The organism is Halomarina salina (assembly GCF_023074835.1).
In the GTDB taxonomy this organism is placed as follows: Archaea; Halobacteriota; Halobacteria; order Halobacteriales; family Haloarculaceae; genus Halomarina; species Halomarina salina.
The window spans coordinates 85,661-104,341 of record NZ_JALLGW010000001.1 but is presented as its reverse complement, the minus strand read 5'-3'; the positions used below and the strand labels follow the sequence as shown (position 1 = coordinate 104,341).

The following is an 18,681-nucleotide window of genomic DNA, read 5'->3' as shown; positions in this document are numbered from 1 at the left end:
TTACGCTCCGACCGACGTCTGGTTGCCGATGCTGACGGCGGTCTCCTCGGCTTCACTGGGGAGGTCGATGGACACGGGCGCGTCGTAGTCGTCGAACCGGAGGTCGAGACGCTGCTCGATGGCCACCGTCTGGCCGTTGAGCGTCTGTCTCGCGTCGATGTTCGTCGTCGAGGCGACCAGCCGGTTCGTCTCGACGTCCACGTAGAACGTCGCCGAGACGTTCGACACGTCGAGGCCCTGCCGAGTGACGTTGACACCGAGTCGCTCGAACTGCTCGTCCGTCGCTTCGGCCTCGAGGACGTACGCCTCCTGCCCGTCGACGGTCTCGGTGCCGTCGAGGCTGACCGAGGAGACGTTCAGCAGTTCGCGCTGTCGGGTGAGCGTGTCGTACTGGTCCCAGAACCGGGAGTAGTTCTCGGAGGCGTCGATGGCGACCCAGTTCGAGTCGTACTGTCGGGCCAGCGTCGGACTGCGCTGGTAGAGCGTCTGATCGACGAGGTAGGAGACGGAGTCGACCGAGACGCCAGCACCCTGCTGGGACTGGTCGAGCCTCGCTTCACGGGCGGTCCGGTCGAACACGCCGGTCGAGTTGACGTGAACCGTCCGCTGGACGTTCCCCGACACCCGACTCGTCTGGTTCGCCGTGACGCGATACGTCTCGACCGCGTCGAGCGCGGCCAGTGTGTCTGCTCTCACCGCCTCCGCACTGGCGAGCTGAGTCGTCTCCGTCGTCGTGTCGGTGGGCCGCTCGGTGGCGTTCGGTGCGGTCGTCTCGTCGCCCGTGGTGGTCGGGTCCGCGCTCTGTCCGCCCAGACCGCTACAACCGGCGAGAACGAGCAGCAGTGCGAGCACGACCGGGAGGGCACGTCGCATACTGTCGCGTCAGGGAGCCGACGAGTTAACCGTTAGGGGTTGCCGACCGGGCCGTTCACGAGGTGTTCAGGGAGCCGACGGAGACGGCGTCGTCGGCCTCGTCGGGAATCGTGACGGTGACCGGGTCGCCGTATCCCGAGAATCGGATGTCGGCGGTGCGCTGGAACGGCAGTGACCGGCCGCGTGCCTGCTGCGTCCCCGCCAGTTCGACGGTCGAGCCAACGAGCGTCGCGTCCTCGACGCTCACGTAGAACGTCGCGGTGATGTTCGAGACTTCGAGGCTGCTCCCCGACCCGATGCCGAGGTCCTGGAACCGACTCGCGTTCGGCGACCCGGTGAGGACGTAGGCGTCGGTGCCGTTGACCGTCTGAACCCCCTCCAGCGAGACGTTCGAGGCCGCCAGCAGGTCGCGCTGGCGGGAGAGCGTGTCGTACTGGTCCCACACCTCGGCGTCCCCGGCGACGCTGGCGCGGACCCAGCTCGACCCGAACTCCTGTTCGAGCGCGGGGCTGTACTGGTAGAACGTCCCGTTCCGGCCGTCGATGTACGTCTCCGTGGAGACGGCGATTCCGCTGACGACGCGGCTCTGGTTCAGTGCCAGGTCGCGTTCGGTGCGGTTGAACTCGCCGGTGACGTTGGCGGTGCTCGTCTGGTTACGCTCGACGTAGCGCGTGTGCTGGTCGACACGGACGCTGTACGTGGTCACCTCGTCGATGGCGGCCAGCGCGTCGGCCTTCACCGACGCCGCGGTGACGTTCCCCCCGGGGGTGCGGGGCGTCGCGCCCTCGCCGGTGGTCGTCACGTTCGAGTCGCCGGTCGGCGGCCCGTCGGACGCGCCGGGGAGGCCGATGCCGTTGCACCCGGACAGCACGACCAGCACGGCGAGGAAGACGGGGAGGAGACGGCGCATGGTCGCCCGTACCCGCCCGGCCGGTTAAGGATTCCGTGACGACGGTCCGGTTCTCTGCCCTCGATTCAGGACCGCCCGACTGCGGGTCGGTCGGCGTGGTGATCGGTCGGCGTGATAGCCGGTCTGTCCTCGGGGTGGTGTCACTTCACGCTCCCACTCAGCACGCTGACGAACCCGAGGGCGAACTCCTCGTACCGTCGGTCGGTCGTCCGCTCGACGAGCGATTCGCGGGCCGCGGCGACGCTCCGGTCGAGGTCGGTCCGAGCGACCGTCGAGGCGAGGGCCTGTCGAAGCGAGTCGCCGAGCGAGTCGGCCGGTGCACCTGCTCCCACGAACGCGCCGAACAGCGGGTTCGCCAGCGCGCCGATAGGGTGGGAACTGCTCGTCCCGTCGAGGAGCGCGACCCGACCGTCGGTCAGTGCACACCAGTCCGCGACCGCTCCGGCCGGGTCGGGGAGCATCCCGACGACGAACGAACCGAGGACGGCGTCGGCCTGCGCGACGGGCGGCGCGGTGGCGTCCGCCTGTGCGACGGCGACGTTCGACCAGCCGTGGCGGTCGATACGGCTGCGTGCGCTGACGAGGAGCGGTCGCGTGAGGTCGATACCCAGTACCCGCCCCTCCGAACCGACGCGTTCGCGGAGGAACGGGAGGTTCGCGCCGGTGCCACAGCCCATCTCGACGACCGTGTCACCCTGTTCGAGGTCGAGAGCGTCTGCAGCCGCACGCCGCCAGGTCGCGACGCCGGGAGCGGTGGCGATAGCGTCGTACAGGTCGGCGTAGCGGCCGTAGAACTGCTGGACGCTGCGTTCGTCGTGGTCACGCTCTCCGCTATCTTCGATTCGGCGTTCGGAGTCGCTCACACCAGCCCCCGAACGCGCTCTGCGGCCGTCGCCGCGTCGCCCGCGAGCACGTAGACGACGGGTTCGATGCCGAACGCTCCCGCCTGGTAGAGCGCGTCCACGTCCGGGTCGTCGCCGAGCGCACCGTCGATGGCGTCTTCGAGCGGAGCTTCGGGGTCGAACTCGACCGCGGTGAGTCCCTGCGCGTCCAGCCCGTCGAGGACGCGCTCGTCGTAGCGGACGTTGAGCGCCGCGCGGGCGTCGGACCCGCCCGCCCGCGCTGCGAGCAGGACGCGGGCGACGTGTTCGCTGACGCCGAACTCCGGGTCGCCGGGCACCGTCGCCCGGCCCTTCACGTCGAGGATTCGTCCGGGGACGCCCGCCACGTCGTCGATGCCGTCCGCGTCGGGCAGGCACATCACGAGGTTCGACCCGACGGCGGGGATGAGCCCGGCGAACCCGCTCGTGTTCTCCAGGACGCGGAGGCCACGTCGGACGGAGGAGAGCGCCCGCTCGGCGGCCCGGAGGTCGCTGTCGGCGTCGTGGATGGAGAACTCGCCCTCGTAGGCGGCGAGTCCGGGCATCGCCTCCTCGTGGAGCGTCGCCAGCAGGTCGCCGCGCTCGAGCTGTCGGACCAGCACCTCGGCCTCCGCGAGCGCCTGCACCGGCGTCATCGCCTCGGCCGCGAGGCCCTCGCCGAGTCGCTCGACGAGGCTCTGCACGCGCTGGTCGGCGAGCACGCGCTCGTTGCGCTCGACGTCGCCGTGGGCGTACTTCGAGACGGCGCTCTGGGAGATGCCCAGCAGGGCCGCCACCTCGCTCTGGGTCAGGCCCCGCTCGCGCAGGTCCTCCGCGAGCATCGAGCGGAACGTCGGCAGGAACTCGTCGACGACGACCTCCTCGACGAACTTCACTGCTCGCCTCCGAACTCTCTATCCCCCCGGATCTTCGACGCCTGCGGACCGGCCTGGTCCTGGTACTTCGACCCGCGAGCGCTCCCGTAGGGACGGTCGGCGCGACTGCTCAGCTCCGTGAACACGAGTTGGGAGATGCGCATCCCCGGCGAGAGCGCGACGGGCGCGGTGCCGAGGTTCGACAGTTCGAGCGTGACGTGCCCCCGGAAGCCGGGGTCGATGAAGCCCGCAGTGGCGTGGACGACGACGGCGAGACGACCGAGCGAGGAACGGCCCTCGACCTGTGCGACGAGGTCCGACGGAATCTCGACGCGTTCGTGGGTCGTCCCGAGGACGAAGTCGCCGGGGTGGAGGATGAACTCCTCGCCGTCCTCGACGCGCGTCTCGGTGACGTAGTCGTCGACCTCCGTCTCGCGGTTCGGGTGGATACACGGGATGTTCGCGCGCTGGAACTCCAGGAACTCCCGACCGAGGCGCACGTCGACGCTCGCCGGTTGGACCTGCAGGTCGATGTCGTCCAGCGGTTCGACGACGAGGTCGCCCGCCTCCAGTCGCCGGAGGATGTCCGCGTCCGACAGTATCATGCCGGTACGAGCGACCGACAGGGGGTAAAACCTCCCGGTCGGCCCATGCGACGTAACGGGCCGTCAGGTCAGCGTTCCGACGAACGCGAGCAGTCCGCAGACGACGGCGATACCGAGCGCCGCGTCCCTGCTGACGTTCCGCGCGTGGTACATCCCGTGGTAGTAGACCCACCCCTGCCACACCGTCGTGAGTGCTCCGGCCAGCAGGACGAGCGGGTTCTGCAGGTCGCTCTGGAAGTTCGCCACCTGCGACCGGAGCGCTGCCTCGCCCGCCGTGGCGTCGAAGCTACTCGCGAACGAGAGGAAGACGACGGCCAGCACGAGGAACTGCGGTATCGTCGCGGCCTGTGCCCACCCGGCGACGGCCAGCGAGTCGGTGAACGACCCCTCGCCGCCAGCGAGTGCGGTCAGTCCGTGCATCGCGACGCCCGCGACGAGCCAGCCAGCGAGCGACGCGAAGAACACGAACGGTATCTGTCCCGCGACGGCGTCCCAGACGAGCGAACTCGCCTGCACCTGGCGTGTTCTCGGTTCGTCACAGCCGTCCCTGGACAGGGACGTCGTCCCGAACGTGTCGTCCTCGCAGACCCAGTCCGGCGGCCGGTTCTCGTTGTCGACGGTGACCGTCGCGTCACCGGCCTGTTCGGCGAGGGCGTAGCCGAAGAGACCGATGGTGGCCGTCGCGACGAGTGCGACGAGGAGGGCGACGGCGGCCGCCCGCGCGAGGTTCAGGCCAGGGGCGTGTCGCTCGAAGTAACTGTCTGGTCGGTGGAGGGGACCGAGCATAGTTCCGCGTTAGTCAGTGTCGATAAATGTCTTCCCGTAGCGCGCGAGTCGCCAGCGCTTTCATCTGGCTCACCGAGCGTCGGGTATGAAACAGGCCATCGTCGCCCGGACGGACATCGGGATGGGCACCGGGAAACTCGCCGCGCAGGTCGCCCACGCGTCGCTCTCGGCCTACGAGAACGCGGGACCGGACGCCCAGCGCGAGTGGAAGTCGGGCGGGCAGAAGAAGATCGTCCTCAAGGCCAGCGGCGAGTCCGAGGTGTTCGACCTGGCCGAGCAGGCGAGACGCGAGGGCCTCCCGCACGCCGTCATCCGCGATGCGGGTCACACGCAACTCGACCCCGGCACCGTCACCGCACTGGCCGTCGGCCCGGCCAACGATGCGATGGTCGACAAGGTGACGGGCGACCTCTCGCTGTTCTAATCTGGAACTTCGGGTCTACGCGGTTCGTGGGTGGACTGAAAGGGGCCGGGCGCTTTCGAGCCGTCCCCGACCTCCTCGTTACAACCGAAGACAGCGTCTCGAAATCGCGAATCGCCTGCTAGAACCCGCGCAGGTACTGGTCCGGAACGTCCACCGCGTCCATCCGGTCTAACTCCTGTGCGGCGTGGAGCGTGAAGTAGGGGTCTTCGAGGTGCTCGCGCGCCAGAATCGCCAGGTCGGCGCGGTCGTTCCTGACGACCTCGTCGGCTCCCTGTGGCGTGGTTATCTTCCCGACCGCACCCGCGGGAACGTCGGCCTCGTGTTTGACGCGCTCGGCGTAGGGCACCTGGTAGTGCGCGCCGGCCCCCGGTAGCTGCTGGTCGGGGTGGTTGCCGCCGCCGCTGACGTCGACGAGGTCCGCGCCCGCCTCTTCGAGGAGCGGCGCGAGTCGCACGGTGTCGTCGACGGTCCACGACTCGCGGTCCGGGAGCCAGTCGGTCGCCGACAGGCGGACGAAGACGGGCTTGTCGTCGGGCCACACCTCGCGAACCGCGGCGGTGACCTCCCGAAGCAGGCGCGTCCGGCCGTCGAAGTCGCCGCCGTAGTCGTCGTCGCGGGTGTTCGTCAGCGGCGAGTAGAACTCGTGGAGCAGGTAGCCGTGCGCGCCGTGGACCTCGGCGATCTCGAAGCCAGCGTCGAGCGACAGTTCCGCGGCGCGCCGGAAGTCCTCGATGACCTGCTCGACGCCCTCCTGGTCGAGTTCCTCGACGACCAGCGGGTCGTCGTGGGGGTACGACTCGTCGGTCGGACCGACGGGTCGCCACCCCTCGTCGCCGTGGACGGGGCCCGACTCCTCGTCGAACGGGCGGTACGTCGACGCCTTCCGCCCCGCGTGGGCCAGTTGGATGGCCGGGACCGACCCCTGTTCGCGGATGAACCGGGTGGTGGGTGCCAGCGCGTCGGCGTGGTCCTGGCTCCAGATTCCGAGGTCCTCCGGTGAGATTCGTCCCCTGGAGTTCACGGCTGCGGCCTCCGTCATCACGATACCCGCGCCACCCACGGCACGCGAGCCGAGGTGGACATGGTGCCAGTCGGTCGCGAGGCCGTCGCCCTCGCAGGAGTACTGGCACATCGGCGACACCATCACGCGGTTCGGAATCTCCGTCCCGCGCAGCGTCAACGGCGTGAACAGGTCCGTCGTATCCATCGGCTGTGGTTCGGGGCGTCGGGAGAAAAGGCACGTCGGAATCGGCAGGCCCCTCGCACCCACCCCGAGGACTGATGTGGCTGGTCTCGATATCGACTCGATTCGGGCCCGACCGCGTGGATGAACAGCGCCTTACCAGCCCCTCGTGTACGGCCGCTATGACCGCGAGCACCGGACGGGGCGTGGTCCGATGACCCGCCCCGGCCACCCCGTCGAACGCCCCGTCGGGATGGAGTACTACGTCAGCGACGCCGACGGCATCGGGGGGCGACTGCGCGCCCGCCCCGAGGACTTCAGGGTCCGGGAACTGGAGGCCGTCGACGTCGAACCGGTCGACGCCGACCCGGGGTCGTACGCGCACCTCGTCTTCCGGGCGACGCTGTACAACTGGGACACGAACGACTTCGCGGCCGCGCTCGCCGAGAAGCTCGGGATGAGCCGCGAACGCGTCTCGTGGGCTGGGACGAAGGACAAGCGCGCCGTCACGACGCAGCTGTTCTCGGTCCGTACCGACGACGAGACGCTCCCCGAGGTCAACGACGCCGACGTCGAGGTACTCGGTCGAACCGGCCGACCGGTGCTGTTCGGCGACCTGCGGGGCAACGAGTTCGAACTCGTCGTCCGCGACGTGGAGCGACCCGAGGACGCTCAGACCATCGTCGACGAACTGGCGGCGTTCTGTGACGGTGAGAGCGACGATGACAGCGACGGTGGCGGCGACGAACAGGAGACGCCAATCTGCGTCCCGAACTACTTCGGCCACCAGCGCTTCGGGTCGAAGCGGCCCGTCACGCACGAGGTGGGTCTCGCCATCGTCCGCGAGGAGTACGAGGAAGCGGTGCTGGCGTACGTCGGGTCGCCGAGCGAGCGCGAGCCCGAGTCGACCCGCGAGGCCCGCCGCTTCGTCGAGGAGACGCGCGACTGGCAGGCGGCGGTCGAGCGCATCCCCGGTCGACTCCGCTACGAACGGGCGATGTGCCACCGACTCGCCGAGGGGGACGACGGTCCCGAGGACTACCGCGCGGCGCTGGAGACCGCGCCGTCGAACCTCCAGCGCCTGTTCGTCCACGCCGCGCAGTCGTACCTCTACAACCGTATCTGCTCGGAGCGGCTCGACCGCGGCCTCCCGTTCGACCGGCCAGTCGCGGGCGACGTGGTCTGTTTCGCGGACGACGACGGCCTGCCCGACGCCGACCGCCTCCAGCGCGTCGACGAGGACCGCGTCCGGACGGTCACGCGCCACTGCGAGCGCGGTCGGGCGTTCGTCACCGCGCCGCTGGTCGGCACCGACACCGACCTCGCCGACGGCGAACCGGGCGACATCGAGCGCGCGGTGCTGGACGACGTGGGCCTCGAACCGGCGGACTTCGCCAACACCGAGGAGTTCGACTCGTCCGGGACGCGCCGCGCGATTCGACTGCGGACCGACCTCGCCGTCGACGGAGCGGACGGCGACGACGCCAGCGAGGACGCGGACGCGCTCCGGTTCACCTTCTCGCTCCCGCCGGGGTCGTACGCGACGGTCGTCCTCCGGGAGTTCCTGAAGGCCGACCCCGACGTGCTCTCCTGAGTCGACCCTCACTCTGACTATCGATAGCGCCGAACCGTCCTCCTTATCCACCTCTCTCCCCACCTCCCGGCATGGCGTGTCGGCAGTGCGCGAGCGAACTCGACAGACCGGGAGACTTCTGTCTGGTCTGTCGGACCGCCAACGCCGACACCGCGGTGCTGGACCTGGACCGCGACCGGGCGCGGGTCGTCGCCCTCCACGACGACGAGGTGGTCTCCGACCGTACCGTGACGACCACGCCCGAGTCCGGCGAACTGGAGGGCACCGAACTGCGGAACTTCGCTGGTCTCGTCGCCGACGAGCTTCACCGCAAGCGCCCGGAAGAGGTGTACGCGACGGGCGACCGCGACGTCCTCTCGGCGGTTCGGGCGCAGGCACACTACCAGTTCTACCGCGTCGAGGGCGACGACCCGGTGGCGGCCGTCGTCGACCGCCGCGGCGAACCCGCCCTGGAGACGGTCGACAAACCACCCATCGAGAAGCTCGGTGGCTCGCACAGCACGCTCATCGGGAACCGCGACGGCCGTCTGGCGGTCGAGACGGTCGCCGCCCACCCGCACGTGAAGAAGCTCATCCCCGGCCCCATCGACGCCGGTGGGTCGGGGTCGCGCTCGGGCGTTCGAGCCAAAGCAACGCGCGCCGACGAACACGGCAACGTCCGCCTGCTCATTCGCGACGGCTCCAGCGTGCAGGAGAACCGCATCGTCACGACCGCTGGCGACCGCGAGACGGGCGAGCGCATCCGCGACGACATCGACCAGGCGCTCCGCGAGGAGGGCCTGCAAGACGATTGAGGCCGACCGACTCACCGCTCGACGCCCGTCTCGGAGGACCACGGGTGGGACTGAAAGGGGCCGAGTTCTCGGCGAAGCACGGCGACGTAAGCACTGGAGCGAACGACCGAAGGGAGTGAGCGAAGCGCGCAGCGAGCCGCGCGAGTCGAGAACTCGGGGGCTTTCGGGCCGTCGCTGTCTCTGTCATTCTCGATAGCCACGCCACTGGATAACACGGAGTGTGCGTCTCCTAGCGGTGACTCAACGGATTTATACCGCTGTCGGGGATAGCGACACGTATCATGGCCAAGAAGAGAGGAACGGTCGGCTCCGCCGGCCGCTTCGGCGCTCGCTACGGCCGCGTCGCTCGTCGCCGCGTCGCGGAGATCGAAGCAGACACGAACGAGGACCACACCTGCCCCGACTGCGGGTCGGACGCCGTCGACCGCAAGGGGACGGGCATCTGGGCGTGTGGCCGCTGTGGCTACACCTTCGCTGGCGGTACGTACCGCCCCGAGACGCCCGGCGGCCGACAGGTCCGCCGTTCCATCCGCGCAGCGCTGTCCGACAACGAGTAACCGCTCGACCCCCAACCACTGCTATGAGCTACAAATGTTCCCGGTGTAAGCGCGACGTCGAACTGGACGAGTACGGCGGCGTCAGGTGTCCCTACTGCGGACACCGCGTGCTCCTGAAGGAGCGCAGCCGCGACGTGAAGGAAGTCCAGGTCGAGTAGCCGTGCCCGACGGCCGTCCCGAGCGGGACGCCCCCGAGCGCACGTCCGACGACTCACCACACGGCATCGTTCTCACGTTCACCTACCCCGACCCGGAGACGGCAGCCATCGTCGAGCGGAGCGTCCGCCAGGAGGTCGACGACATCGAGGGCGACCGCACGAGCGCGACGCTGTCTCTGGACGGGGACACGCTCACCGTCGACGTCGTCGCGGACGACCTGGTGGCGCTTCGTGCGGGACTGAACACGTGGTGCTCGCTGGTGGAGGTCTCGGAGCGGAGCTCTGCGGCCAGCGAGTCGTAGCCCGCGAGCGTCTGGTCCTCGTTCGTGCGCGTTCGTGTGACTGACACCGTTCAGCCGTCGGGAATCCTGTCGACCGGTCGACGAGGCGAATAGCGGGCATTTTTCACTGTGGGCGGCGACTGACGGGATATGCAAGGAAATCTGCCGCCCGAGGCACAGGAGAAGATCGAGGACCTGCAGGACCTGCAGGACACCGCGCGCAACGTCGCGATGCAGAAACAGCAGGCCGAGTCCACGCTCCAGGAGTCCAAGACGGCTCTCGACCAGCTGGAGGACATCGACGAGGACACGACGATGTACCAGGAGGTCGGCGAACTCCTCGTCCAGACGAACTACGACGACGCCAACGACGATCTGGAGGAGAAGGTCGACAGTCTGGAGGTCCGCGTCGAGACGCTGAACAAGCAGGAGGAGCGCGTGCAGGAGCGCTTCGAGGAGCTCCAGCAGGAACTGCAGGAGATGCTCCAGGGCGGCGGCGCGGGCGGCCCGCAGGGTCCCGGCGGTCCCGGCATGGGCGGCCCCGGCGGCGACTGAGGCGATGGCGGACGACGCCGACCCCGGTGAACCGAGCGACGAGGCGGTCGTCCAGACGGCCAGCGACGCGGCAGAGGGCGTCGTCTTCGACCGCTACAAACAGAGCGACGTGCGCGACGTCGACGTGACCGTCCACTTCGAGGACGGCGTGCTGGAGGTCGACGTCTACCTCGACGCGCCCGGTGACGCCGAACAGGTCGCCGACGACGCCGCGCTGGCGGCGCAGAGTGCGGTCGACGACCTGTTCGCCGGCGCGAACTGAGTCGCGCGCGACTCCCGTTCTCACCGTCACGGTCTGGCGGTGCGTTCTCGACCGGTGAGTGCCGACTGTGTGAGGAACTGTTCGGAGAGCCGCGCGGTCAGTCGTCGGCCGGTGCGGGCGGCGTCGTCTGGACCGGGTCGGCGTCGGCCCCGAGTTCGTCGAGGACGGCCTGCGCGCCCACCTTCCCGGAGACGAGCATCGCGCCGAACGTCGGTCCCATGCGCGGGAGGCCGTGGGCGGTGGCGACGGCCATCCCGGTGGCGACGAGGCCGTCGTGGACGACGCCGGTGTGTTCGACGACCCGGTCCTCGCTCTCGGCGACGTGCATCGAGCCGTGGCCGGGCGAGTCGTGGCCGGGCGCGCCGAACTCGTCGTCGGCGCTGGCGTCCATCACGCTGCCGCGTTCGCGGGCCTCGGCGATGCTCGGCAGGTCGAGCGCGCCGCGCTCGTCGAGTTTCGAGACCACTAGCGCGTCGTGACCCGTGGCGTCGACGACGACGTCCGACTCGACGGCGACGGGGTCGACGCAGGTGAGTTCTCGCGGGAGCGCGTGGACCGGCGTCCAGTTCATCACGACGCCGCCGACGCGGTCGCTCTCGCGCACGACGACGTCGGTGAACTCGGTCATGTTCTGGACGCTCGCGCCCGCCGAGCAGGCGTGTTCGATGAGCGCCGAGCAGGCGTGCGGGCCGCTGGCGACGTACAGTCCCTCCACGTCCTCGACCGGTTCGTACGGAACGCCGAGTTCGTCGAGCACGGTGTGGGCCGGCGCGCGGACGGTCACCTTGTTCATCAGGAACCCGCCGAGCCAGAATCCGCCGCCGAGGTAGTTGTTCTTCTCGACGACGGTCACGTCCACGTCTCGCTGGGCGAGTTCGGCGGCCGTCACGAGTCCCGACGGACCGCCGCCGACGACGATGACGTCGGTGTCGATGCGTTCCTCGAACTCCTCGGACCACGAACTGGCGATGGCGCGGGTCACGTCCGCCTCGTCTACGGGCGCGAAGCCGTCGAACTGAGTCATACAACTCGGTAGTATCACTCGGTGTTGAAAGCGGTTTGGGTACCGTTCGTGAGACCGGTCGGTCTCCACACGAGGAACGTTCGGCCGGCCGCGCCGGTTCGGCCGCTCCGGCCGCTCCGGACTCGTCGCGCCACGACGCGAACGCTGATAGGGGACGCGGCCGTCGGACTCGCCATCGATGGGATTCAGGCAGGACTTCGTGAACGCGCTCCGTCGGCACGTCTGGCCCTCGCTGCACCGGCTGTTCGAACCGTTCGGGGGCTACGCGGTGATGCACACCACCGAGGAGGAGTACGCGATGACCGTCCACTGCTCGGAGGGGACGCTCGAACGCATCCTCGACGAGGAGCTCGGCTTCTCCCGCAACCCGCTCTCGGCGCTGAAGGTCCGCGTCGACGGCAACACCTCGGAGGGGTCGTGGGTGTGGCGCGAGTCGCCGCTGGCGGACTGGCAGCTCCACCTCGTCCTCCACGTCGTCGACGACGCCGTCGACGAAGACCGTGAGGGTGAGGCGGTCGACGTCTACGCTCACTGGGAGTACTCGTGGCTCACTCACCCGCTGAAACACTACGCGACGCGCGGGTACGACGCCGAGAAGGGGGTCCGACTCGCCCGCGAGTGGCTCGGCCGATACGACGGCGAAGCGTTCCCCGACGGTCTCCCGCACGCCGTGGAGTCGCCACGCCGACGGCGCGCCCGGGAACTGCTCCACGCCACCTACTACTCGCTCTCGGAGGTCTCGAACGCCGCGCGCTACCTGGCCCCGTTCGTCGACGACCCTGAGGAACGGACCGAGGACGGTCGACGGAACGTCTCGCCGCGCCTCGTCGACCGCTGAGCGCTCTCAGCTCTCGTTCTCTCCGTCGCCCTCGTCGTCCACGCCCTCGCGAATCGCCCGTTCTGCGGCCGCGAGCGTCGTCTCGGCGTCGAACCCGTCGACGACGGCGTGCAGTTCGGCCTCGCTGGCGTCCGCGAGGTCGCGGGCGTGGCGCGTCACGTTCGGAATCGCTCGAATCACGTTGTCGACGATGGGCACCGTGGCGACCTGCGCCGAGCGGGACATCGGGTTGAGGTCGACGACGAGTTCGACCTTCCCCATCGCGCCCAGCGCCTCGGCCCGGTCGCCGTCCTCCAGCGGGACGAGCACCACGTCGGCGTCGCCGATGCCCTCGGCGTCGACCTTCGCGCGCTCGTGGTCGATACCGGGGATGCGGCCGTCGGCCGTGAGCCCCCTGACCGCCTCCGCGCCGTGGTCGCGCAGGTGGTCGACGATGGCGCGCATCCGCTCGTCGGTGCGGTTGAACAGGTTCACCTCCAGGTCCGCCCCGACCACTTCGGCGAGTTCGACCAGTTCGCCGGGGCAGAGCGCCGCGACGTTCCCGTTGACCGAGAGCACGGGGTGGTCGGCCAGCAGGAGGTGGGCGGCCGCGGCGCGGGCGGCCGCGTCGGCACTCCCCGTGGTTCGCTCGCCGAGCAGGTAGTCGAACGCCTCGCCGCGACCCTGCGCGATGAGTCCCTGCCTGCTCGTGATGCCCTTCTCGACGCCCTCCTCGATGCGGTGGCGCGTGAGGAGGGACTCGTACCGGGGGTGGCTCTCCGGCACCTCGACGTCGCTCATGCGTGTGGGTCGGCGGGTCCGGGGAAAAGCCGTGCGTTGTGTCGTCTCCGGTGTCGGCGGTCAGGTCGTCTCCTGCTCGCGCTCGATTGCTCGGAGTTCGTCGACTCGGTCCTCGGTTCGGGGGTGTCTGGCGGTGAAGCGGTTCCAGACGCGCCGGACGGGTCGCTGCACCGACCAGAACAGCGGCTCGCGGTTCCAGTCGGTGCGCACTGCGTGCTCGTCGGCCAGTGGGACGATAGAGAGACTGGAGGCGGTGTCGCGAGCGTCGGCGTCGGGGCGTTCGTCGCCGCCCGAGTCGAGCGTTTCGAGCGCGCTGGCGAGTGCAGCGGGGTTCCCGGTCACGCGCGCGGCGGCGCGATCTGCCGCGCGTTCTCGCGTGCGCTCGAACGAGCCTCTGGCGACGCAGAACACGACGTAGTACGGTAGCACGAGCGGCAACAGAAACTGCGTGTACGCCAACCCGGCGAGACCGAGCATCCCGAACAGTCTGTGGGGGACGACGAGCAGCGTCTTGAGCGTCGAGTCGTGGTTCGCCACGTGTGCGAGTTCGTGGGCCACGACCGCTTCGAGTTCGGTCGGCGAGAGGGTGTCCAGCACCCGCGTCGAGACGACCAGCGTCGTCGTCCCCGGCGTGATTCCGGTCGACAGCGCGGGCGGTGCGTCCGGCCCGGCGACGAGAACCGTCGGTACGGGGGTGTCGAGTCGTTGGGCCACCGACCGAACCGTCTCACGCAGTTCGGGTCGCTGGTCGGCTGTGGCGTGGGTAGTGACCTCCTCGATGACGCCGGGGGGCCGCTCGCGTGTCTCGACGACGACGCGTTGTGCGAGGACACCGAGTGCGGTGAGGGTGAGCAGCGCGCTCACTGGAACGGCCAGCCACGCCCCCAGCCAGTCGATGCTACCGAGGACGAGGAGGACGCCGATGCCGATGGCGAACCCGACCGGCAGGCCGAGGACGAGCAGGACCAGGAGCAGTGGCATCGCCATCAGCGCGACGACGACCGGGAGCGTCACCGCGGTCTTCGCGAGCGCACGCAGCCGACGGTCCCGTGACACACCGGCGTCGTCGGAGACCACCCCCAACAGTGTTCGCACGAGTGACTCACCCCCGACTACGCTTCGAGCAGTGTCGCCCCCGCCGTCACTCGACACGACCGCGCGTCGTAGCCCGCCCGCGACAACCCGTCGTCCAGCGCGAACACCGTCTGGCCGAGCATCGCCATCGCCGCCTCGCCGCCCGCCGCCTGCACGTCCTCGATGGCCGTCTCCACGTCCGGCGTCGTCAGTCTCGCCTCGCGTGCGAACCGGCGCGACGCCCCCACGAACGTCTCGACGGTCGGCGAGTCGTGGAGGGTTTCGAGGGCCGCCTCGCCCGCTCGCGACAGCGCCTCGGTGTCGCCGCCGATGACCTCGGCGGTGTCCAGCCCGCCGAAGGTGATGTACTCGACGCCGGGGCGTGCCGGGAGCCCGTCGAGGTACCCCTGCGGCGGCGCACCGGGTTCGAGACGAATCGGCATCCCGCCGCGGGCCTGTCCGACCACGTCGCCGAGCCCCGTCCCGGCCTCCACCTCGCTCGCGTGGGCGACGGCGACGAGTTCGCGGTCGGTGTGGCCGCCCGCTGTCTCGGCGTCGAGCGCGAGTGCCGTGCCGAGCGCGCACGCCCCCGAGACGCCGAACCCGGCGCTGATGGGCAGTTCGGTCTCTGCGGTGACGCGCGCGTCGGCACCGAGTCGGTCGAGGACGCCGGTCACGGCGGGCATCTCGACCGCCCGGCCGTTCAGGAGGAGTCGTCGGCCGGACGGGTCGGCGACGGGTTCGACACCGACGGTGACGCCGTCGGAGAGCGCGAGGCCCGCGCCCCTGGACCCCGCGACGACCGGGTCGTCGTCGGGGTGGACGCTGAAGAAGCCGGTGACGTGGCCGGGAACGAACGCGCGGGCTGTCATCGCCCCGGAGTCGGTGAGTTACGCACTTGAACGTTGCATTTCGTGGTCGGGATGGTGGGGCGGCTACCCGAGTCGTTCGACGACCGGCGTCGCGGTGACGCCGTGGACGACGACGGAGACGAGGACGACGAGTCCGACCACCGCCCAGAGCAGGTCGGCGTCGGGGAACGGCGCGTGGTTCAGGGCGTAGGCGAGGTAGTAGAACGACCCCAGCCCCCTGATGCCGAAGAAGGCGATGGTCGCACGCTCGCTCCAGTTCCGGTCGAACCCCAGCAGGCCGACGAGGCCCGCCAGAGGCCGGACGAGGAAGACGCACGCGACCGCGACCAGCGCCGCTTCGACCGTCAGGGGGTCGAGCAGGCCGCTGACGAGTGCCCCACCGAACAGCACCATGACCCCGACCATCAGCAGGTACTCGGCCATCTCGGTGACCTCGTGGAGCGTCTCGTCGTACTCGTGACCCCGCTCGTAGTCGCGGACGACCAGCGCGGCGACGAACACGGCGAGGAAGCCGTAGCCGTTGAGCAGTTCGGTCGCCCCGTAGACGACGAGCGTCCCGCCAAGCGCCTCGACACCCTTCAGCGACCGACCGAGCACGGTCCGGGCCTCCGAGGCGAACACGAGGCGAGCGAGCACCCACCCGAACGCGACGCCAGCGACCAGGCCGACGACCAGTTTGTACACGACGAAGTTCAGCAGCCACTCCCCGGCCCAGTTCGACGGCGACGCCCCGACGAACGCGAAGAGAATCGCGAGGTAGGTGAACGGGAACGCGAGGCTGTCGTTCAGGCCAGCCTCCGAACTGAGCGCGAACCGGACCTCGTCGGCCATCCCCTCCCGGTCCGACACCTCCTCGCCCTCCGACCCCTCGCCGGGGTCCTCGACCTGCACCTCCGCGGCGAGCACCGGGTCCGTGGGGGCGACGACCGCCCCCAGCAACATCGCCGTCGGGAGGGCGAAGCCGAGGACACCCCACCCCAGTGCCGCCGCCCCGGCGATGGTCAGCGGCATCGTGACGACGAGCAGGCGGGCCGTCGACTGCCACTCCGGCCAGCCCGGTCGGCGGTCGAGTTTCAGTCCGGTCCCCATCAGCGCGACGATGACGCCGAGTTCGGCGAGTCGCTCGGTCAGGTCGCCGTAGTCGAGGGGGTCCGGCACCGGGAACCCCAGGGGGAGCGAGAAGGCGATGGCTCCGAACAGGACGTAGAGCACCGGGAGCGAGATGGGCCGGTCCGGGACGACGCGGGCGAGGAGCGTCACGCCGAGGACCACCACCCCGGCGACGGCGAGGCCGACATCGTAGAGGACCAGCGACATGCACGCCCATTCGGGCAACCGCCTGAAATAGCTTCGAGGAGGGGCAATACCGACGAATTCGGTGGCTCGTGCCAGCCACAGGCTTATCGGTCGACCGACCTTCCACCGGGGTGTGCGCCGTCGTCACTTCGTCGTCAGCGTCGCCGCCGCGACACCGCTCGCGGCTGGCTGTGCCCGGCCGGTCGAGAGCGGGAGCGATACCGCCACGAAGACCCCGCCGAAGATACAGCGCCAGACGCCGACCAGTCGCCTCGTCCCGTCGCTGCCGGTTCCGGAGGTGAAGTCCATCGCCGAGTCGGGCGTCGAGTCGGCTCCCGACTCGGTCGACGGTTTCGACTCGTTCGCGGCGGCCCTCGACGAACGCGGGGTCGACGTGGTCGACGGGTCCGAGTACGAGACGTTCGTCTCGCTGACCCAGGCGGTCGACTCGTTCGCCGACGAGGGCGTCGCGCGCTCGCTCGGCGTCGTCGCCGGGACGTACGCGACCTACGTCGAGGCGGTCGACGAACCGGGACCGCTCTCCGTGACGCTCGAACACGAGGAATCGACGATGGGCGAGTACGCAGTCGCGGTCGAGTGGGCGGAGGAGTACCTGGCCGACGAGACGACGGCGAAGGAGTACGGCGAGAAGGTGCTCGGCACCGTGAAGACGAAGACGGAGAAGTGAGTCTCGCGGGAACTGACTCGCTCCCGATGGTCGCTCGTCGTTCCTGAGGGACCGGGGGCTTCGCCCTTACGGACTCAGCCGCTGGCGGTCCCTCGGGAACAGCACCGCCTCCCGGATGTTGTCCAGTCCGAGCATCGTCATGATGAGGCGCTCGCCGCCGAGGCCGAACCCGGCGTGGGGCGGCATGCCGTAGCGGAACATCTTCGTGTAGTACTCGAACGACTCGGGGTCGAGGCCCTGCTGTTCGAACCCTTCGACGAGCTGCTCGTAGCGGTGTTCACGCTGGCCGCCCGAGACGAGCTCCATGTTCGGGTGCATCATGTCGAAGCCCGTCGAGAGGGACTCGTCGTCGTCGTGGTCCTTGATGTAGAACGGCTTGACCTCGCTGGGCCAGTCGGTGATGAAGTAGTGGCCGCCGACGTCCGCGCCGAGGGCCTTCTCGGCCTCCGTCGAGAGGTCGTCGCCCCAGACGAGCTGTTCGTCCAGTTCGCCCGTCGCGTTGACGCGCTCGATGGCCTCCTCGTAGGAGAGCCGCGGGAACGCCTCCTCGGGGACCTCGAACTCGTCGGCCAGGCCGAGCGTCTCCAGTTCGTCGGCGCACTCCTCGGCGACGGCCTCGTAGGCCGCCTTCAGCGCGCCCTCGCAGACGTCCATCGCGCCGTGGTGGTCGGTGAACGCGCTCTCGAAGTCGATGGAGGTCGCCTCGTTGAGGTGCCGGGGCGTGTTGTGCTCCTCGGCGCGGAAGATGGGGCCGATCTCGAAGACGCGTTCGAGGCCGGAGCCGACCATCAGCTGTTTGAACAGCTGTGGCGACTGGTTCATGAACGCCTCCTGGCCGAAGTAGGTGATGGGGAACAGCTCCGTCCCGCCCTCGGTGCCCGTGGCGACGATCTTCGGCGTATTGATCTCCGTCGCGTTCTCCCCGCGGAAGTAGTCGCGGACGGCCGCGAGGACCGTCGCGCGAATCTCGAAGATGGCCTTCGGTTCGTCGCGCCGGAGGTCGAGCGTCCGGTTGTCGAGGCGGGTCGGGAGTTCGGCGTCGACCTTGCCCGAGGGGTCGAGGGGGAGTTCGGGGTCGGCGGGTGCGACGACCTCGACGGTCTCGGGGACGACCTCGACGCCCGTGGGGGCGCGTGGCTCCTCCTCGACGGTGCCGGTCACCTGCACGACGGACTCGCGCGTGACGTTCGTGCCCGTCTCGACGAGATCCTCGTCCATCTCGTCTTTCGCGAACTTGACCTGTATCTTGCCGGTCTTGTCGCGTACGATGAGGAAAGCGATGCCGCCGAGGTCGCGGATCTCGTGTGCCCAGCCCGCGACGGTGACCTCGTCGCCGGGTTCGGCGTCCGCTGTGTACGTTCGGTCGTCCATACGCCAGCGTGTCGGTCGAAC

23 protein-coding genes are annotated in these 18,681 nt (G+C 69.5%); 10 read left to right on the top strand and 13 right to left on the bottom strand.

The genetic code is table 11. From position 1 onward, the window contains the following. From MX571_RS00545 to MX571_RS00520, 6 genes are all read right to left on the bottom strand, one after another. On the bottom strand, window positions 1-873 hold the full coding sequence (locus MX571_RS00545) for a DUF7537 family lipoprotein (RefSeq protein WP_247413646.1): 873 nt from the start codon (window positions 871-873) through the stop codon (window positions 1-3). 55 nt (window positions 874-928) lie between these two features. Then, the gene (locus MX571_RS00540) at window positions 929-1,783 is read right to left on the bottom strand and encodes a hypothetical protein (protein ID WP_247413645.1); all 855 of its coding nucleotides are present in this window, start codon (window positions 1,781-1,783) and stop codon (window positions 929-931) included. Between the two features lie 140 nt (window positions 1,784-1,923). Beyond that, a complete protein-coding gene (locus MX571_RS00535; RefSeq protein WP_247413644.1) occupies window positions 1,924-2,646 on the bottom strand; it encodes a class I SAM-dependent methyltransferase in 723 nt (240 codons plus the stop codon). Next, window positions 2,643-3,539 (bottom strand): thiamine-phosphate synthase family protein, encoded by an 897-nt coding sequence (locus MX571_RS00530; RefSeq protein WP_247413643.1) that lies wholly within the window; start codon window positions 3,537-3,539, stop codon window positions 2,643-2,645. The genes MX571_RS00535 and MX571_RS00530 overlap by 4 nt, the downstream gene beginning before the upstream one ends. Further along, entirely contained in the window at window positions 3,536-4,123 is a 588-nt protein-coding gene (gene dcd / locus MX571_RS00525) for a dCTP deaminase (protein WP_247413642.1), read from the bottom strand. The genes MX571_RS00530 and dcd overlap by 4 nt, the downstream gene beginning before the upstream one ends. 63 nt (window positions 4,124-4,186) lie before the next feature. Beyond that, complete coding sequence (locus tag MX571_RS00520) at window positions 4,187-4,909, bottom strand: Yip1 family protein (RefSeq protein WP_247413641.1); 723 nt, start codon at window positions 4,907-4,909, stop codon at window positions 4,187-4,189. A gap of 85 nt (window positions 4,910-4,994) precedes the next feature. Here MX571_RS00520 and pth2 point away from each other — a divergent pair, with 85 nt between their 5' ends. Next, window positions 4,995-5,333, top strand: coding sequence for a peptidyl-tRNA hydrolase Pth2 (gene pth2 / locus MX571_RS00515; RefSeq protein ID WP_247413640.1), 339 nt, complete (start codon window positions 4,995-4,997; stop codon window positions 5,331-5,333). Between the two features lie 118 nt (window positions 5,334-5,451). Here pth2 and MX571_RS00510 read toward each other — a convergent pair whose 3' ends face one another. Beyond that, window positions 5,452-6,540 carry an NADH:flavin oxidoreductase/NADH oxidase gene (locus tag MX571_RS00510; protein WP_247413639.1) on the bottom strand — a complete coding sequence of 363 codons (1,089 nt, stop codon included), beginning with the start codon at window positions 6,538-6,540 and terminating at the stop codon, window positions 5,452-5,454. 190 nt (window positions 6,541-6,730) lie between these two features. Between MX571_RS00510 and truD the strand changes: the two genes are divergently transcribed. From truD to MX571_RS00475, 7 genes are all read left to right on the top strand, one after another. Next, complete coding sequence (gene truD / locus MX571_RS00505; protein WP_247413638.1) at window positions 6,731-8,110, top strand: tRNA pseudouridine(13) synthase TruD; 1,380 nt, start codon at window positions 6,731-6,733, stop codon at window positions 8,108-8,110. A 71-nt stretch (window positions 8,111-8,181) separates the two neighbouring features. Then, window positions 8,182-8,904: a DUF2103 domain-containing protein gene (locus MX571_RS00500; RefSeq protein WP_247413637.1), complete on the top strand. Its 723-nt coding sequence runs from the start codon at window positions 8,182-8,184 to the stop codon at window positions 8,902-8,904. A 281-nt stretch (window positions 8,905-9,185) separates the two neighbouring features. Beyond that, window positions 9,186-9,461, top strand: coding sequence for a 50S ribosomal protein L37ae (locus MX571_RS00495; protein ID WP_247413636.1), 276 nt, complete (start codon window positions 9,186-9,188; stop codon window positions 9,459-9,461). Window positions 9,462-9,484: 23 nt separating this feature from the next. Then, the gene (locus tag MX571_RS00490; protein WP_247413635.1) at window positions 9,485-9,619 is read left to right on the top strand and encodes a DNA-directed RNA polymerase subunit P; all 135 of its coding nucleotides are present in this window, start codon (window positions 9,485-9,487) and stop codon (window positions 9,617-9,619) included. 2 nt (window positions 9,620-9,621) lie between these two features. Beyond that, window positions 9,622-9,921, top strand: coding sequence for a KEOPS complex subunit Pcc1 (locus MX571_RS00485; protein WP_379750603.1), 300 nt, complete (start codon window positions 9,622-9,624; stop codon window positions 9,919-9,921). A gap of 129 nt (window positions 9,922-10,050) precedes the next feature. Further along, window positions 10,051-10,455, top strand: coding sequence for a prefoldin subunit beta (locus tag MX571_RS00480; RefSeq protein WP_247413634.1), 405 nt, complete (start codon window positions 10,051-10,053; stop codon window positions 10,453-10,455). 4 nt (window positions 10,456-10,459) lie between these two features. Then, the gene (locus MX571_RS00475) at window positions 10,460-10,717 is read left to right on the top strand and encodes a DUF3194 domain-containing protein (protein WP_247413633.1); all 258 of its coding nucleotides are present in this window, start codon (window positions 10,460-10,462) and stop codon (window positions 10,715-10,717) included. 97 nt (window positions 10,718-10,814) lie between these two features. Here MX571_RS00475 and MX571_RS00470 read toward each other — a convergent pair whose 3' ends face one another. Then, entirely contained in the window at window positions 10,815-11,741 is a 927-nt protein-coding gene (locus MX571_RS00470) for a thiazole biosynthesis protein (protein ID WP_247413632.1), read from the bottom strand. Window positions 11,742-11,919: 178 nt separating this feature from the next. On the opposite strand from MX571_RS00470, the gene MX571_RS00465 reads away from it, so the two are divergent. Further along, complete coding sequence (locus tag MX571_RS00465) at window positions 11,920-12,579, top strand: hypothetical protein (RefSeq protein WP_247413631.1); 660 nt, start codon at window positions 11,920-11,922, stop codon at window positions 12,577-12,579. Between the two features lie 6 nt (window positions 12,580-12,585). Here MX571_RS00465 and MX571_RS00460 read toward each other — a convergent pair whose 3' ends face one another. The 4 genes from MX571_RS00460 to MX571_RS00445 form a co-directional block, all read right to left on the bottom strand. Then, window positions 12,586-13,359 carry a 4-phosphopantoate--beta-alanine ligase gene (locus tag MX571_RS00460; protein WP_247413630.1) on the bottom strand — a complete coding sequence of 258 codons (774 nt, stop codon included), beginning with the start codon at window positions 13,357-13,359 and terminating at the stop codon, window positions 12,586-12,588. Window positions 13,360-13,419: 60 nt separating this feature from the next. Then, window positions 13,420-14,415, bottom strand: coding sequence for a M48 family metallopeptidase (locus tag MX571_RS00455; protein WP_247413629.1), 996 nt, complete (start codon window positions 14,413-14,415; stop codon window positions 13,420-13,422). Window positions 14,416-14,471: 56 nt separating this feature from the next. Next, complete coding sequence (locus tag MX571_RS00450; RefSeq protein ID WP_247413628.1) at window positions 14,472-15,305, bottom strand: pantoate kinase; 834 nt, start codon at window positions 15,303-15,305, stop codon at window positions 14,472-14,474. 63 nt (window positions 15,306-15,368) lie between these two features. Further along, window positions 15,369-16,622 (bottom strand): cation:proton antiporter, encoded by a 1,254-nt coding sequence (locus tag MX571_RS00445; RefSeq protein ID WP_247413627.1) that lies wholly within the window; start codon window positions 16,620-16,622, stop codon window positions 15,369-15,371. A 112-nt stretch (window positions 16,623-16,734) separates the two neighbouring features. On the opposite strand from MX571_RS00445, the gene MX571_RS00440 reads away from it, so the two are divergent. Then, entirely contained in the window at window positions 16,735-17,289 is a 555-nt protein-coding gene (locus MX571_RS00440; protein ID WP_247413626.1) for a DUF8159 domain-containing protein, read from the top strand. Window positions 17,290-17,355: 66 nt separating this feature from the next. Here MX571_RS00440 and aspS read toward each other — a convergent pair whose 3' ends face one another. Then, entirely contained in the window at window positions 17,356-18,660 is a 1,305-nt protein-coding gene (aspS, locus tag MX571_RS00435) for an aspartate--tRNA(Asn) ligase (RefSeq protein ID WP_247413625.1), read from the bottom strand. Window positions 18,661-18,681 lie beyond the last annotated feature (21 nt).

Coding starts and splice junctions, on each gene's coding strand:
- MX571_RS00545 (WP_247413646.1), bottom strand. CDS start 873: ATGCGACGTGCCCTCCCGGTCGTGCTCGCACTGCTGCTCGTTCTCGCC.
- MX571_RS00540 (WP_247413645.1), bottom strand. CDS start 1,783: ATGCGCCGTCTCCTCCCCGTCTTCCTCGCCGTGCTGGTCGTGCTGTCC.
- dcd (WP_247413642.1), bottom strand. CDS start 4,123: ATGATACTGTCGGACGCGGACATCCTCCGGCGACTGGAGGCGGGCGAC.
- MX571_RS00520 (WP_247413641.1), bottom strand. CDS start 4,909: ATGCTCGGTCCCCTCCACCGACCAGACAGTTACTTCGAGCGACACGCC.
- pth2 (WP_247413640.1), top strand. CDS start 4,995: ATGAAACAGGCCATCGTCGCCCGGACGGACATCGGGATGGGCACCGGG.
- MX571_RS00510 (WP_247413639.1), bottom strand. CDS start 6,540: ATGGATACGACGGACCTGTTCACGCCGTTGACGCTGCGCGGGACGGAG.
- truD (WP_247413638.1), top strand. CDS start 6,731: ATGACCCGCCCCGGCCACCCCGTCGAACGCCCCGTCGGGATGGAGTAC.
- MX571_RS00500 (WP_247413637.1), top strand. CDS start 8,182: ATGGCGTGTCGGCAGTGCGCGAGCGAACTCGACAGACCGGGAGACTTC.
- MX571_RS00495 (WP_247413636.1), top strand. CDS start 9,186: ATGGCCAAGAAGAGAGGAACGGTCGGCTCCGCCGGCCGCTTCGGCGCT.
- MX571_RS00490 (WP_247413635.1), top strand. CDS start 9,485: ATGAGCTACAAATGTTCCCGGTGTAAGCGCGACGTCGAACTGGACGAG.
- MX571_RS00480 (WP_247413634.1), top strand. CDS start 10,051: ATGCAAGGAAATCTGCCGCCCGAGGCACAGGAGAAGATCGAGGACCTG.
- MX571_RS00475 (WP_247413633.1), top strand. CDS start 10,460: ATGGCGGACGACGCCGACCCCGGTGAACCGAGCGACGAGGCGGTCGTC.
- MX571_RS00470 (WP_247413632.1), bottom strand. CDS start 11,741: ATGACTCAGTTCGACGGCTTCGCGCCCGTAGACGAGGCGGACGTGACC.
- MX571_RS00465 (WP_247413631.1), top strand. CDS start 11,920: ATGGGATTCAGGCAGGACTTCGTGAACGCGCTCCGTCGGCACGTCTGG.
- MX571_RS00460 (WP_247413630.1), bottom strand. CDS start 13,359: ATGAGCGACGTCGAGGTGCCGGAGAGCCACCCCCGGTACGAGTCCCTC.
- MX571_RS00450 (WP_247413628.1), bottom strand. CDS start 15,305: ATGACAGCCCGCGCGTTCGTTCCCGGCCACGTCACCGGCTTCTTCAGC.
- MX571_RS00445 (WP_247413627.1), bottom strand. CDS start 16,622: ATGTCGCTGGTCCTCTACGATGTCGGCCTCGCCGTCGCCGGGGTGGTG.
- aspS (WP_247413625.1), bottom strand. CDS start 18,660: ATGGACGACCGAACGTACACAGCGGACGCCGAACCCGGCGACGAGGTC.